The organism is Microbacterium sp. dk485 (genome assembly GCF_004570445.1).
In the GTDB taxonomy this organism is placed as follows: Bacteria; Actinomycetota; Actinomycetes; order Actinomycetales; family Microbacteriaceae; genus Microbacterium; species Microbacterium wangchenii.
In genome coordinates, this window is the sequence record NZ_SPQW01000002.1 from 235,959 (window position 1) to 250,485 (window position 14,527).

General features: G+C 70.8%; 11 protein-coding genes and 1 riboswitch. Of the genes, 8 read left to right on the plus strand and 3 right to left on the minus strand.

Annotated elements, in window-relative coordinates; translation table 11 throughout:
* Nucleotides 1–75: 75 nt before the first annotated feature.
* The 4 genes from E4V99_RS11815 to E4V99_RS11830 are packed head-to-tail and all read left to right on the plus strand — an operon-like array spanning nt 76 to nt 5,067.
* Entirely contained in the window at nt 76–1,392 is a 1,317-nt protein-coding gene (locus tag E4V99_RS11815) for an ABC transporter substrate-binding protein (protein ID WP_135117386.1), read from the plus strand.
* Nucleotides 1,389–2,330, plus strand: coding sequence for a sugar ABC transporter permease (locus E4V99_RS11820; RefSeq protein ID WP_135117387.1), 942 nt, complete (start codon nt 1,389–1,391; stop codon nt 2,328–2,330). Before E4V99_RS11815 ends, E4V99_RS11820 begins: the two co-directional genes overlap by 4 nt.
* Entirely contained in the window at nt 2,330–3,169 is an 840-nt protein-coding gene (locus E4V99_RS11825) for a carbohydrate ABC transporter permease (RefSeq protein WP_135117388.1), read from the plus strand. The genes E4V99_RS11820 and E4V99_RS11825 overlap by 1 nt, the downstream gene beginning before the upstream one ends.
* Nucleotides 3,166–5,067, plus strand: a complete 1,902-nt coding sequence (locus tag E4V99_RS11830; RefSeq protein ID WP_135117389.1) for an alpha-galactosidase — start codon at nt 3,166–3,168, stop codon at nt 5,065–5,067. Before E4V99_RS11825 ends, E4V99_RS11830 begins: the two co-directional genes overlap by 4 nt.
* A 141-nt stretch (nt 5,068–5,208) precedes the next feature.
* Here E4V99_RS11830 and E4V99_RS11835 read toward each other — a convergent pair whose 3' ends face one another.
* Complete coding sequence (locus E4V99_RS11835) at nt 5,209–6,150, minus strand: glycosyltransferase family 2 protein (RefSeq protein WP_245233171.1); 942 nt, start codon at nt 6,148–6,150, stop codon at nt 5,209–5,211.
* A gap of 155 nt (nt 6,151–6,305) precedes the next feature.
* Between E4V99_RS11835 and E4V99_RS11840 the strand changes: the two genes are divergently transcribed.
* The 4 genes from E4V99_RS11840 (at nt 6,306) to gcvP (ending at nt 12,367) form a co-directional block, all read left to right on the plus strand.
* Nucleotides 6,306–7,478, plus strand: a complete 1,173-nt coding sequence (locus tag E4V99_RS11840; protein WP_135117391.1) for a MarP family serine protease — start codon at nt 6,306–6,308, stop codon at nt 7,476–7,478.
* A 185-nt stretch (nt 7,479–7,663) separates the two neighbouring features.
* Nucleotides 7,664–7,752, plus strand: a riboswitch (glycine riboswitch).
* A gap of 156 nt (nt 7,753–7,908) precedes the next feature.
* Nucleotides 7,909–9,108, plus strand: a complete 1,200-nt coding sequence (locus E4V99_RS11845; protein ID WP_135117392.1) for a glycine cleavage system aminomethyltransferase GcvT — start codon at nt 7,909–7,911, stop codon at nt 9,106–9,108.
* Nucleotides 9,105–9,485: a glycine cleavage system protein GcvH gene (gcvH, locus tag E4V99_RS11850; RefSeq protein WP_135067598.1), complete on the plus strand. Its 381-nt coding sequence runs from the start codon at nt 9,105–9,107 to the stop codon at nt 9,483–9,485. Before E4V99_RS11845 ends, gcvH begins: the two co-directional genes overlap by 4 nt.
* A complete protein-coding gene (gene gcvP / locus E4V99_RS11855) occupies nt 9,482–12,367 on the plus strand; it encodes an aminomethyl-transferring glycine dehydrogenase (RefSeq protein WP_280790854.1) in 2,886 nt (961 codons plus the stop codon). The genes gcvH and gcvP overlap by 4 nt, the downstream gene beginning before the upstream one ends.
* A 129-nt stretch (nt 12,368–12,496) precedes the next feature.
* On the opposite strand, the gene E4V99_RS11860 is transcribed toward gcvP, so the two are convergent.
* Together E4V99_RS11860 and E4V99_RS11865 are read right to left on the minus strand one after the other, a co-directional pair.
* Nucleotides 12,497–13,444: a hypothetical protein gene (locus tag E4V99_RS11860; RefSeq protein ID WP_135067594.1), complete on the minus strand. Its 948-nt coding sequence runs from the start codon at nt 13,442–13,444 to the stop codon at nt 12,497–12,499.
* A gap of 242 nt (nt 13,445–13,686) precedes the next feature.
* Nucleotides 13,687–14,505, minus strand: a complete 819-nt coding sequence (locus E4V99_RS11865) for a CPBP family intramembrane glutamic endopeptidase (protein ID WP_135117394.1) — start codon at nt 14,503–14,505, stop codon at nt 13,687–13,689.
* Between the last annotated feature and the right edge of the window lie 22 nt (nt 14,506–14,527).

Sequence of the window (14,527 nt, forward strand, 5' to 3'; positions counted from 1 at the left end):
GGCGGAGCGCGACATCACACGGCCCGCGCACCAGGCGGGGTCGAGGCATCCCTGCCGCATCAGGAAGGAACAGCAATGAAAACGATCCGAATCGGCGCCGTCGTGGTCGCAGCGGGCCTTGTCACCGGGCTGGCTGCATGCTCATCCGGCGACGGCGCGACGGGGGAGACCACCCTCACCATCTGGGATGGCGGTCAGCTGACCCGCAAGACCGACGACGGCTCGATCGCCGACAACTCCTTTCTCCACCAGGTCGCCGATCGGTTCGAGGCTGAGCATGAGGGCGTGAAGGTCGACATCGTCAGCACATCGGGGGATATCGCGGCGGATGCGGCACAGTTCCAGGCAGCGTCCATTGCGGGAAACGGTCCTGACATCCGCATCGGCTATACCGGCGGGAACACGATCGACTACTCGGACTTCCTGCTCGATCTCGAGGGTGCCTTCAGCGAGGAGGTGATGAGCGACCTGACCGGATGGAACACCGTCCGCGAGGGCTATTCGGAGGACGGCGCCCTCCTCGCGCTGCCCTACGGCGGTGGCTCTTACTTCTACGTGTTCTACAACAAGGAACTGGCCGACGAGGCGGGCCTAGACCTCAGCGTGCCGCCGAGTACGTGGGAGGAGCTCCTCGAACTCGGTGAGCAGGCGCTCGGGAAGACCGACGCCGTTCCCTTCTGGACGCCGAACCAGGAAGGGTACGTCGGCGCCTGGGTGATGGCAGCGCTGGTCGGCGGCGAGCTGGGCCCGACGGCCTTCACCGACATGTACAACGGCGACATCGACCTGGCCGATCCTGCGATGGCGAAGGCTTACGAAGCGTACTCCCAGCTGTACGCTCGCGGGCTCACGAACCCCGACGCCGGCAGCATCGGGAATGCAGACCTGCTCCCCGGATTCATTCAGGGCAACGGCGTGTTCATGATTTCCGGAGCCTGGGAGAACGGCGCTCTTGAAGAGGCTGTCGGGGAGGGCGCCGGAGTCTTCCCGATCCCCATGCTGGAGGGGGCTGAATTCCCCAGCACGATCGCCGGCGGCCCCAACGTGGCTGTATCGGTCACGAACTACTCGGAGAACGAGGCGCTCGCCAAGGAGTTCCTGGCGCTCCTGGCCGAGCCCGAGACGATCGACACCTACGTCGAGCTGTTCCAGACCGAGCCGTCCAACAGTGCGCAGGCCGACCCCTCCGTCATCACCAACTACTACCTCAAGACCGAGGCCGAGTTCGTCGCCGCCGCCGGCGACGAGGTGGTCTACCCATTCGACAACGTGATGCCGCAGTCGGTCATCGACCTGTTCTACAAGGTCAACGCCACCGTCTACACCGGGCAGACCACCCCCGAGGACGCGGCGCAGCAGCTGCAAGACGCCTACGACAGCGAGCGCGGATGACCTCGCCCACCCTGGCGGCACCGGTCGCCTCCGCGCAGGCGGGGGCGACCGGTGGACAGCCCCTTCGTCCCTCCTCGTGGCGCCGTCGCGAGCGCGTCATCGGAATCGCCGCCGTCGCGCCCGCCATCGTGCTCGTTCTCGGCTTCATGGTCTATCCCGTGTGCTACGCCGTGTGGATCTCTCTGAACAAGACCAATGGGGTCAGCTTCGAGTTCATCGGGCTCGACAACTACGTCAAACTCCTCGTCGATCCACTGCTGCACAAGGTGTTCCTCAACAACGTCCTCTTCCTGATCTCCGTGCCGCTGGTCATCCTCGCGGCCCTGGTCTGCTCGGTGCTGCTGTACGAGCGGATCCGCGGCTGGCGACTGTTCCGCATCCTGTTCTTCGTGCCGAACGTGCTCTCGACCGCCGTCATCGGACTCATGTTCAAGTCGCTGTTCTCCTACCGCGGCCCCATCAATGCGATCCTCCAGCAGTTCGGACTCCCTCCGATCGACTTCTTCGCGAACGCAGGGCCGGCAATATTCGTCATCATCCTCGCGCTCGTGTGGTCGGGATTCGGTTATCAGACGATCATCCTTCTGAGCGGCCTGAGTTCCATCAACCCCGAGATCTTCGAAGCCGCGACGGTGGACGGCGCCGGATGGTGGAAGCGCCTGTGGTACATCACGCTGCCCAACATCCGCGGCGTCCTCGCCCTCGTCTGCATCCTCAACGTGCTCTACACGTTCACAGCGCTGTTCGGATTCATCTTCGTCATGACAGCCGGAGGCCCCGGCTACGACACCACCACCCTCGACTACCTCATCTACACGCTGGCCTTCTCGTCCACGCGCCTAGGAGAGGGGTCGGCGCTGGCGGTCATGGTGTTCCTGCTCATCGGCACCCTCACGGTTGTCCAGCTCAAGTTCTTCAGAGTCGCGGAGGATGATTGATGTCGAACGTCAGTGCAACGCTCCCGCGTCGAGCCCGAGTGCCGATCTTCCTCGTGCTGGTGCTCGTGGGCGTCTCGATCGCCTACCCGATCCTGTATCTCGCGTTCACCGCCTTCCGCACACGCGCCGATTACCTCGCCGATCCGTTCGGACTGCCCACCGAGCTCACGCTGCAGAACTTCGTGGCGGTGTGGAACAACTACGGCATCGGCCGCGCGCTGCTCAACACCGTGATCGTTGTCACGATCGGCCTCGCCATCCAGCTCCTGGTCGCCGGTCTCGCCGGGTTCTCTCTCGCCAAGTACCCCGTGCCTGGCGCGAAGTACATCTCGGGGACGCTCGTCTCCGTCATGCTGATCCCTTCGCAGGTGCTCATCATCCCGATCTACCTCCTGCTGTCGCGGATCGGTCTTGTCGGTTCACTGCCGGGTCTGATCCTCGTGTACGTCGCGACGGGCCTGCCCTTCGCGACCTTCTTCATGACGGTGACCTACCGGTCGCTCGACACGAGCGTGCTGGAGGCGGCCCGCGTGGACGGGGCGGGGTTCTGGCGCACCTTCCTCAACGTCGCCAGCCCGATGGCGGTGCCCGGGCTGGCGACACTGCTCGTGCTGCAGTTCATCTCCATGTGGAACGAGCTCCTGTTCGCCTACATCCTGCTGCCGAACGACCAGCTGAGACTGATCACGCCCGCGCTGGCACAGATCGGCGGCCGATTCACGAACGATCAGCCCTTCGTCGCCGTGGGGCTGATCCTCACCGCGCTGCCCCCGCTGCTCCTGCTGTCCTTCGCCGCGAAGTACGTCATGAGCGGCCTGGGCGCGAGCTTCGGCCGATGACGCGGGCGTGGTTCCAGGGCGACGCGATCGGCCGCGCGTCGACGCTCTTGAGCGAGATCGGCCCGCTCCCTGACCTCCCCGACGGCGTCCGAGCCGTGTGGTCACCGCGGTCCCTCGGGGTGGACGGCGGGGTGTGGGAGTTCCAACTCACGCTGGTCAATGACGGTCCCTCACCCGCGACAGTGGACCGTGCGGACGCGCTCGTCGGAAGGCTTCCGGACCGGGGGTGGCGCACGCTTCACTTCAACAGTGGGTGGGGCGCGGAGTTCGAACCGGTACGCGGCGAGCTGCGGGAGGGACTGACGCTCGTGGCGCGCTCGGGCCGCTCCTCCCACGGCGTTCATCCCTTCCTCGCCCTGGAGTGCGACGCGGGCACCCTGATCCTGTCGGTCGCCTGGAGCGGGAACTGGCACATCGAGATCGACGAGCACCGACGCATCGCGGCCGGGATCTCGCCGGACCGGTTCTTCGTGGAGCTCGCGCCGGGCGAAGCCGTCACGCTGCCCACGGTGCTCGTGGCGGCTGCCGCCGACCTCGATGAGGCCGGAGCCCTGCTCGCCGGAGCTGTGGGCGCCGATCTCGTGCCCCGCGCGGAGTGGTCGGACCGTCTGCCGACGGAGTGGAACCACTGGTGGCCCTATGAGGACGTCGAGATCGAGGAGGGCGTTTTCCTGGCCGAAGCCGCCGCGGCCGCATCGCTCGGCCTGGAAGTGACGACGCTGGATGCGGGGTGGTTCGGCCGATCGGACACAGGCAGCGACTGGCAGGCGGAGCGCGGCGACTGGTCGCTGGTCAACACGGCCCGATTCCCCCTCGGCCTCGGCGCGCTCGCGGACGGCGTGCGGCGGGAGGGCGTCGAGTTCGGAATCTGGCTCGAAGCGGAAGCGGTGGGAGCGTCCTCGATGCTCCGGCGCGATCACCCTGAGCTGGTTGCGATGCGCAGTGGGCCCGACGACGACGGCGCCCGCATCACGGTGTCGCTGGATCCTGACGTCCCTGAGTTCCTCGGCTATCTCTGCCTGGGCGCACCGGCGGCCCGGTCGTTCGTGTCCGAGGCGCTCGACAGCGCCGTCCGGACGACGGGCGCGCGGTGGCTGAAGCTCGATTTCAACGTCGATCCCGGGGCCGGGTGCGACCGCGTGGATCACGGACACGGCGCCGGCGACGGCCTCCTCCGGCACTACGAGGGTTTGTACGCCGTACTCGACGATTTCCGCGCCAGACACCCTGAAGTGATCCTCGAGGCCTGCTCTTCCGGCGGTCTTCGGCTGGATCTCGGTCTCGCCCGCCACGTCCACTGCAGCTTCCTCTCCGACCCCGACTGGACCGAGCATCATCTTCAGGTGCTGTGGGGGGCGAGCCTCATGCTGCCTCCGGTGGCCATGCTGCACTGGACGTGGTCGCAGTGGCGAGGCGAGCACCCGCATCAGGCCCTCGACATCGAGACGCTCCCTCCGGCGCGCTTCGACATGATGTTGCGTGCTGCGCTGCTCCATCGGTTCGGGATGTCGATGAAGCTGACGGGGCTGCCCGCGGTGCTGGCCCAACGCGTGGCCGTGAACGTCGATCTGTACCGTCGCAGGCTGGCACCCCTCGTACGCGAAGGAGTCTTGCGGCGCCTCACCGGACCGCCCCTTCGAGGGGGCTCGGGTGAGCGTCGGCCGGTGTTTCAACTTGACGCGCCGTCGGGATCCCTCGTGGCCGCGTTCGCGCTCGATGAAGCGTCTGCCACCCCCGTCTTGCGTTGGCATGGGCTGGAAGCACACGTGCGATACGCCGTTGAGGATCTCGCGAATGAGGAGGGCCTGGGTGAGCGCACGGGATTCGAACTGACACACGAGGGCGTTATCGGCGCTCCGGCTTGCTCCTGGCTGCTTCTCGCCACGCCTGCACCGTGAGGCTGGCGTCATTCCGCGGCCGAGTCCTGACCCGCCCGCCCGCCCGCCACGTCCTAACGCCGAGAGTGCACCATCCCGGCGAGAGTGCACCGGATATGGTGCGGATTCGCCGGGGTCATGCACTTTCGGCGAAGCGTCGGGCTACCAGAGCAGGGCGGCGGCGACGGGAGGTGGCGGCGGCGCGGACGGGGCCGACAGCGCGTGGATGTCGCGGACGAACGCGCCCAGGGCACGCCGGTAGGCGTCGTCGGGATGCGTGCGGGCGATCTGCACGAGCGGAGGAACGTCCATCGCGAGGATCAGGCGCACGCGATGCTGCACGGCGGCGTGCATCCCCGCGGCCTCGAGCACGTCGATCCCGCCGCGCATGGCCGCGAGGTACTCCTGCAGCACGGGGAGGGCGTGCCGGCCCTGGGTGATCGAAGTGCCGTCGGCGCGCTCGCGCCACTCCACGACCACGTCGGGCACGACGTCGAACGCGCGGGCACGGGCGTACATCTGCTGCGCGACCACCTGGTCCTCATACAGGCGCCCGTCGGGGAAGCGCAGACCCGCCCGGTGCCAGAACTCCGTGCGGGTCACCTTCGACCACGCCACGATGTTGGCGGATGCACCGGGGTGCTCGGCGAGCGTCGTCGCGGTGCGCGCAGGGGTCGTCGCCGCCGCCACCCACGGCTGCACGGCGCCGGCGGCATACCCGCCGACCCCGTCGGGACGCAGCCGGACGTACGCCCCGACGGCGAAGTCGCTCCCGGATTCATCCAGCGCGCCGATGAGCCGCTCCAGGGCGTGCGGACGCAGCCGATCGTCGGCGTCGAGGAAGCCGAGGAGGGGCGTGTCGACGAGGTCGAGGCCGGTGTTGCGCGCGGCGGCGAGGCCGCGACGGGTGTCGTGCCGCACGACACGGAAGCGCGGGTCGGCGGCGGCCGCCGCGGCGAAGAGCTCGCCCGTGGCATCCGTGGAGGCGTCGTCGACGAGGACCGCGGTCCAGTCGGTGCGGGTCTGCGCGACGAGGGAGTCCAGCGCCTCCTGGGCGTAGGACTGGACGTCGTGCCCCGGCACGATGACGGTGATCGCGCTCACGCGCCCGATCGTACCGCCGCCACCGATGCCGCCAGCGCGTCGCACTGCGACGGTCGCGCTCGGCCCCCGTTGCGTCGACCGACGCGGGCCCTCGGATGCGGACCGAGCGTCGTCGTCGTCGGGGGTCTCCCAGGGTGTCGCCATAGCGTGAACCCGTGCTGCTCGTGGACGTCCTGCTGATCGTGCTGCTCGTGATCGCGGTCGTCGTGGGACTGCGCCGCGGGCTGCTCGCCAGCGTCGGGCTGTTCGCGGGCCTGGCCGTCGGCGCCCTCGCCGCGTACTGGCTCATGCCGGTCGTGGGGCGCTGGGTGCCCGTGGCCGGATGGCGCACGCTCGCGGTGGCCGGCGCCGGCATCTTCCTCCTGCTGGCGGGCGCGGCGATCGGATCGGCGGTGGGACGGATGCTGCGGCGCGGCGTCGACCGCATCCGCCTGCGCATCCCCGAGCGGCTCCTGGGCGCCGCGGTGAACCTCGTGGCGGCGGTGCTGGCGATCTCGTTCGTTGGCGGGGCGCTCGTCTCCACCGGAACCCCCGTCGTCTCCAGCGCGCTGGCGTCCTCCGCAGTGCTGCGCACGATCGATGCCGGCACCCCCGCCCCCGTACGCGCCGCGCTGGCGCAGCTGCGCGGATCGGTGTTCGACGAGGGGCTGCCCACCCTGGGCCGGCTCCTCGAGCCGGTCGTCACACCGGAGGCCCCCGACGTCGCCCTGGATGACCCGTCTCTGACCCGCGCCGCGCAGTCGGTGGCCAAGATCACCGGCGTCGCGTACGCATGCGGCATCACCGCCAGCGGCACAGGCTTCGCCGTCTCGCCCGACCTCGTCGTGACCAACGCGCACGTGGTGGCGGGCGTGACCCAGCCGGTGGTGGAGCTGCCCGGCGAGGCGGCGCGCGATGGACGTGTCGTGTACTTCGACCCCATCGACGATCTGGCCGTCGTGGCCGTGGACGATCTCGGCGCCGAGCCCCTCACCGTGGCCCCCACCCTGGCCGTCGGCGACGCCGCGGTCGTGCAGGGCTACCCGCACGGCGGGCCGTTCACCTCCGGCGCGGCGCAGGTGGTGTCGGTGGGCACCGTGGCCGTTCCCGACATCTCCGACTCCTCCGCCGCGCTGCGCGAGATCTACGCGCTGGCCGCGACCGTGCAGCCCGGCAACTCCGGGGGTCCCGTGCTCACTCCCGACGGCCGCGTGGCAGGTGTCGTCTTCGCCCGCTCCGACGTCGGTGAGGACCTCGGCTACGCGATGACGCCGGCGGAGCTGAACCCCGTGCTCGCCCAGCTCGACGCGTTCGACGCGGCTGTCCCCTCCGGCTCCTGCCGGCGCTGAGGCGGCGCGCCCGTCACGGCTCCGGCCATGACGCCGGGCTGACGTGGTGGTCACCGGGAGCGGCGAGTCCCGAGGTCCCACCTGGGCCGACGCCTCCATGTCGCCCGACGACCGTGCGCGCTATGCTGGCCGCGCGTCCCGCCTCCGGGCGGCCGCCGGCTCCGGCTGACAATCGAACATCGGCCACGACCCTCGCGGGAGAGCCCCGGTCACCGGGCACCGAAGGAGCAAGCCTCCCCGCCAATCTCTCAGGTCCGCGTACCGCGCGGGTCAGGCCACTCTGGAAAGCGATCGGGATGCACCGCCCCGGTCCGCCGACGGTGAAAGCCGCCGCATCCGCTGGATGAGGCGACGAAACTCTCAGGCCTACGACAGAGGGGGAGTTCCCAGACACCATCGGGTGTCTACCCGCACGCGAACGGGAGAACTCATGCCAGGCCCCCGCACGACTCCGCTGCACGACCGCCACGAAGCGCTGGGTGCGTCCTTCACGGATTTCGGTGGCTGGCTCATGCCCGTCCGCTACAGCTCCGACCTCGCCGAGCACCACGCTGTACGGCAATCGGCCGGCCTGTTCGACATCTCGCACATGACCGAGTTCTGGGTGCACGGCGGCCGGGCCGCGGACTTCCTCGACTATGTGCTGGCGGGACGGATCTCGGCGGTGCCGATCGGGAAGGCCAAGTACTCGCTCGTCCTCGCCGAGGACGGCGGCATCGTCGACGACGTGATCGTCTACCGCACCGGGGAGGAGTACTTCCTCGTCATCGCCAACGCGGGCAACCGGGACGCGGTGGCGGGCGCGTTCGCCGACGCGCAAGCGGCGTGGCCCCGCATCCTGCCGTTCCTCGACGGCCCCGTCGACGGCACGTGGGCGGGCATTCCCGGCGCGGAAGCTCCGCACGTCGAAGACCTGACCGACCAGACCGCCCTGATCGCCGTGCAGGGACCGCGCGCCTGCGACATCCTCGCGGCGCTCCCCGACCTCGACCTCACCGAGCCGGCGCGGCGGGCGGGGGAACCCCGGCTCCCGTGGGAGCTCGCCGACCTGCCCTCCTACGCCGGACGCGCTGCCCGGTGGCGCGACGCCGACCTCTTCATCGCCCGCACCGGCTACACCGGCGAGGACGGTTTCGAGCTCCTCCTGCCCGCCGCCGGCGCCGCCGGCCTCTGGGACGCGCTGCTGGCCGCGGGGGAGTCGGTGGGCCTCGTGCCCGCGGGCCTCGCCGCCCGCGACACCCTGCGACTGGAGGCGGGCATGCCGCTGTACGGGCACGAGCTCGAGCGCAGCATCCATCCGGCCCAGGCCGGGCTCGGCCGGGTGGTCGCCGCTGACAAGGCCGATTTCGTGGGCAAGGGCGCCGCCCCGGATCCGGATGCTCCGGTTCTCGTCGGGCTCGTCAGCGAGGGCCGCCGCGCCGGACGCGCCGGCTACGCCGTGTACGACGGCGATACCCGGGTGGGGGAAGTGACCAGCGGCGCCCTCAGCCCGACCCTCGGGCACCCCATCGCGATGGCCTTCGTCGCCCCGCCGGTCGCCGCATCCGGCACCGAACTCACCCTCGATGTCCGGGGGACCCGCATCCCCGCCACCGTGACCGCCCTGCCGTTCTACCGGAGGAAGCAATGACCGATCTCGACGCCCTCATGTACACCGCCGAGCACGAGTGGATCGCCGTGGACGGCGACATCGCCACCGTGGGGATCACCGATTACGCCGCCGACCAGCTCGGCGACGTCGTGTTCGTCGACCTCCCGGCCGCCGACTCCGCCGTGCGCGCCGGGGAGGTGTGCGGCGAGATCGAGTCGACGAAGTCGGTCGGAGAGCTCTACGCACCCTTGACCGGATCGGTCGTCGCCGTCAACGATGCCGTCGTCGAGGACCCCTCGATCGTCAACAGCGACCCGTACGGACGGGGATGGCTCGTGAAGATCCGGGTCGAATCGGAGCCTGCCGGCACGCTCGACCGCGCCGCCTATGTCGCGCTCACCGGCGGCGACGCGTGAACGGCGCAACCTCCGGCGTCGCGCGCTTCGCCGATCGGCACATCGGCACCGACGCCACCGCCCAGCGCCGCATGCTCGATGTGCTCGGCTACGACAGCGTCGACGACCTCCTGCGCACAGCCGTCCCCGCCGGCATCCAGGTGCACGAGCGCCCCACGAGCGACATCCCCGCCGCCGCGAGCGAGGCCGAAGCGCTCGCCGAACTGCGCGAGCTGGCGGCGCAGAACCGCACCGCGCGGCCCATGATCGGGCTCGGGTACTACGACACCCTCACGCCGTCGGTGATCGCGCGCAACGTGCTGGAGAACCCGTCGTGGTACACCGCCTACACGCCCTACCAGCCGGAGATCTCGCAGGGGCGCCTGGAGGCGCTCATCAACTTCCAGACGATGGTCGCCGACCTCACCGGCCTCGCCACGGCGAACGCGTCGATGCTGGATGAGGCCACCGCCGTCGTGGAGGGGATGCTGCTGGTGCGGCGGGCGACGCGGTCGGCCTCGAACGTCTTCCTGGTCGACGCCGACGCGCTGCCGCAGACGAAGGCCCTGCTGCGCCACCGCGCGGCGGCCCTCGGGATCGAGCTGCGCGAAGTGGGCTTCGCGGGGGCCGGCGACGCTCCCGTCGAGGCGTTCGGGGCCTTCATCCAGTACCCCGGCGCCTCGGGGCGCGTGTGGGATCCGTCGGCGACCATCGAGGCCGTGCACGGGCAGGGCGGGCTCGTCGTCGTGGCCGCCGACCTCCTCGCCCTCGCCCTGCTGCGCTCCCCGGGCTCGCTCGGCGCCGACGTCGCAGTGGGGACCACGCAGCGCTTCGGAGTGCCGCTGGGGTTCGGTGGGCCGCACGCGGGCTACCTCGCCGTCCGCGCAGGGCTGGAGCGGCAGCTCCCGGGGCGCCTGGTCGGAGTGTCGCAGGATGCCGCGGGCCACCCCGCCTACCGCCTGTCGCTGCAGACGCGCGAGCAGCACATCCGCCGCGAGAAGGCCACGTCCAACATCTGCACCGCCCAGGTGCTGCTGGCCGTCATGGCGGCGATGTACGCCGTCTATCACGGCGCCGAGGGGATCCGCGCGATCGCGACCGACGTCGCGCGCAAGGCCGAGTCCCTCGCCGATGCCCTGCGCGGGTACGACTTCGCACTGGCCTCGGACGCGTTCTTCGACACGATCCGGGTCTCCGTGCCCGGACGCGCCGGGGACGTCGTGCGCCGGGCCCGCGACCGCGGCTACCAGCTGCTGTGGGTCGACGACACCACCGTCGGGGTCTCGGTCGATGAGACGACCACCGCCGCAGACCTTGCCGGCGTCGCCGCCGCGTTCGGGCTGCCCGAGACCGGCGACCGGCGCCTCGACTACGCCGCGGCCGATCCCGTGCGGGCCGTGCCCGACGGGCTTCGTCGCGAGGAGGCCTACCTGACGCATCCGGTGTTCTCCGCCCACCGCAGCGAGACGGCGATGATGCGCTACCTCAAGCAGCTCGCCGACCGCGACTATGCGCTGGATCAAGGGATGATCCCGCTGGGCTCGTGCACGATGAAGCTGAACTCGGCCACCGAGATGGCGGCGGTGTCGTGGCCGGAGTTCTCCCGCGTCCACCCGTTCGCGCCGGAGGACGACGTGCGGGGATACCTCGTGCTCATCGAGCAGCTCGAGCGGTGGCTGGCCGAGGTCACCGGCTATGACGCGGTGTCGCTGCAGCCCAACGCCGGATCCCAGGGCGAGCTCGCCGGGCTCCTGGCCATCCGCGGGTACCACCGCGCCAACGGCGACCTCGACCGCGTCGTATGCCTCATCCCGTCCTCCGCGCACGGCACCAACGCCGCATCCGCCGTGCTGGCCGGCATGCGCGTGGTCGTGGTGGCGTGCGACGAGGCCGGCAACGTCGACGTCGACGATCTGCGCGCGAAGATCGCCGCGCACGCCGACGAGCTTTCGGCGCTCATGATCACCTACCCGTCCACGCACGGCGTCTACGAGCACGACGTGCTGGAGATCACGCAGGCCGTGCACGACGCCGGCGGCCAGGTGTACGTCGACGGCGCGAACCTCAACGCCCTGCTCGGTTACGCGCGGTTCGGCGATCTCGGCGGCGACGTGTCGCACCTGAACCTGCACAAGACGTTCGCGATCCCGCACGGGGGAGGCGGGCCCGGCGTCGGGCCCGTCGCGGCCAAGGCGCACCTCGCGCCGCACCTGCCGTCGCATCCCTTCTCCCAGCGCGCCGACCATGCGGGAGGCGTCTTCGACGGCGGTCCGGTGTCGGCGGCACCGCACGGGTCGGCGGGCATCCTGCCGATCTCGTGGGCGTACGTGCGGATGTTGGGAGCCGACGGGCTGCGGGAGGCCACCGCATCCGCCGTCCTCGCCGCGAACTACATCGCCGCGCGCCTGCGCGAGCACTACCCCGTGCTGTACGCGGGGGAGGGTGGGCTCGTCGCGCACGAGTGCATCCTCGACCTGCGTCCGCTGCGGGAGGAGACCGGCGTCACGGTCGACGACGTCGCCAAGCGGCTCATCGACTACGGCTTCCACGCGCCCACGATGTCGTTCCCCGTCGCCGGGACGCTCATGGTCGAGCCGACCGAGTCGGAGGACCTCGGTGAGCTCGACCGGTTCGTCGAGGCGATGATCGCGATCCACACGGAGGCGCACGCGGTGGCGGCGGGGGACTGGCCCGCCGACGACAATCCGCTGACCAATGCCCCGCACACGGCCGAGTCGGTCGTGAGCGGCGAGTGGACGCATCCGTATTCCCGCGAGCAGGCGGTCTACCCCGTGCGGTCCCTCGTCCGGACGAAGTACTGGCCCCCCGTGCGCCGCGTCGACCAGGCCTACGGCGACCGCAACCTCGTGTGCGCCTGCCCCCCACCCGAGGCCTTCGCCTGACCCCGCCCGGCCCCGGCCCCCTACCGCCCCTACCGCGAGACTGCACGCACCCGACGAGACCGCGACATAATGTCGCGGTCTGGCCGGTGGCGCGCAGTCTCGCGGGCGAGCGGGGTCCACGGGGCGGGGTCAACGGGGGCGGGATAGGGCGCGCTGAAGGGAGAACAGCGGCGCGTGCTCGCGGGGACGGATGCTGCGCAGCCCCGCCGAGCGGAGGAGCGAGTCGAGCGGATCGGCGGCCAGCGCCTCCGACCAGCCCCAATGCGGTACCGCGCGGGCACCGTGGCGGAACAGCCGCGCGTCCCGCCGGTGCCGCTCCCGCAACGCGGTGAGCGGGTCGCCGAACCGGCCGTCGTACTTGAGGTCGCCATCGCTCTCGCCGGCCACGGCGCGGTCGGCCCACCACTTGTCGACGCGGTCATCGCCGATGTGCACCTGCAGTTCCGGCTCGGGGAATCCCAGCCACTCGATCACCGCCCGGTCGATGGACTCCAACGGAGACTCCGGCAGGGCGGACGCCCGGTGCAGCGCCCAGCGTGCATGGCGCCGGCCGCGCGTGGACGAGCGGGATTCATTCGCCGCCACCAGCGCCTCCACGGTGAGCGACGGGTCTCGGCGCAGGGCCGCATCCGCCGTGGCGAGGGCGATCGCCGGATGGCGCACGCGCGCGATGTCGATCACCGTGTCGACCAGTCCGGTCAGGAGCGCGCCGCCCACGGTGCCGATCTCCCGGGCATCCCGCGTCGTGTGCGTCTGCACCCCGCCGATGAGCCGCGAGGTCGCGTCGGCGGATGCGATCACATGGACGGTTCCCGGATCGCCGAAGATCGGCAGGCCGTGCAGCGCCGCCGCCGACTCCAGGCACGCCGGATCGTCCGGCCGCAGCAGCACCAGCGCGTGGACGCGTGCGAGGTGCCGCTCCCACGGAGCCAAGCGCGCCCAATCCGCCGCGGGCGCATACACGCCGCGCAGCACCGGCACGAGCTCGCCGGCCCGCACGGCTCGCGTCGTGTGCGGAGCATCCCGCGCGTGGATGAGGGGGATCGGGCTCGTCAGGAGCGGCATCACGTCTGTCATCCGGCCACCCTCTGCTCCGGCCCGCCTTCCCTGCCGCCGCGCCGACGTTCTGTGGACAGCCGCCCCCACGGCGCGCCCTGTGCAGGCCGGGCCGCGACGCCTCGCGTCCCCGCGACACTGCACCGCACCGGCGAGACCGCGACATAAAGCCGCTGTCTCGCCGGTGGCGTGCAGTCTCGCGGATGGTGTGGCCGCAGGCCGCGCGGATGGTGCGGGCGGGCGGGCGGGACGGCGGGGGAGGGTCAGGGGGAGGGCGGGGCGAAGACGGCGGGCCACAGGGCGGCGGCCAGCGGATAGCCGACGAACGCGACGATGTCGATCAGGGTGTGGGCGATCACGAGCGGCATCACGCGGCCCCACCGGCGGTAGCACCACCCGAAGACGAGGCCCATCGCGAAGTTCCCGACGATCGCGCCGACGCCCTGGTATGCGTGGTAGGCGCCGCGCAGGGCGGCGGTGGTGAGGATGATGCCCCACCACGACCACCCCAGCCGTCGGAGCCGGTCGAAGAGGTAGCCGAGGAAGATGACCTCCTCGGTCAGCCCCGCCCGCAGCGCCGAGAGCACCAGCAGGGGCACGACCCACCACGCCGAGTCCAGCGGGGAGGCGACGACGGCGACGTTCAGCCCCAGCAGGCGGGATGCGGCGTACAGCGCGAGCCCGGGGACGCCGATGACCGCCATGAGCACCGCGGCCCGGCCGAGGTCGCCCCCGAACCGGCGGAAGTCCAGGCCGATGCGCTGCAGGGCGCTGCGACCCGGCTCCCACAGGAGGTAGATCACGAGTCCGACGATCGCGAGGGAGAAGGCGATGTCGAGGAACCGGTACAGCACATCCCACAGCGCCTCGGCGTCGCGAGCGGGGTTCAGCTGCGTCTGCTGCTGGCCGATCGGGGTCGTGCGAAGCGACGCGCGGATGAGGGACAGCACCGAGTACAGCGCCGACTGGCCCACGCTCACCGCGAGGACGAGGCCGACCTCCCAGCACAGCCTCACACGGTCTGCGCGCGCGGAGACCGGCAGCGGCGGGGGGAAAGTCGCGGCGATCCGCGGGTCGGACATCCGCACCTTGTCAGATTGCCAC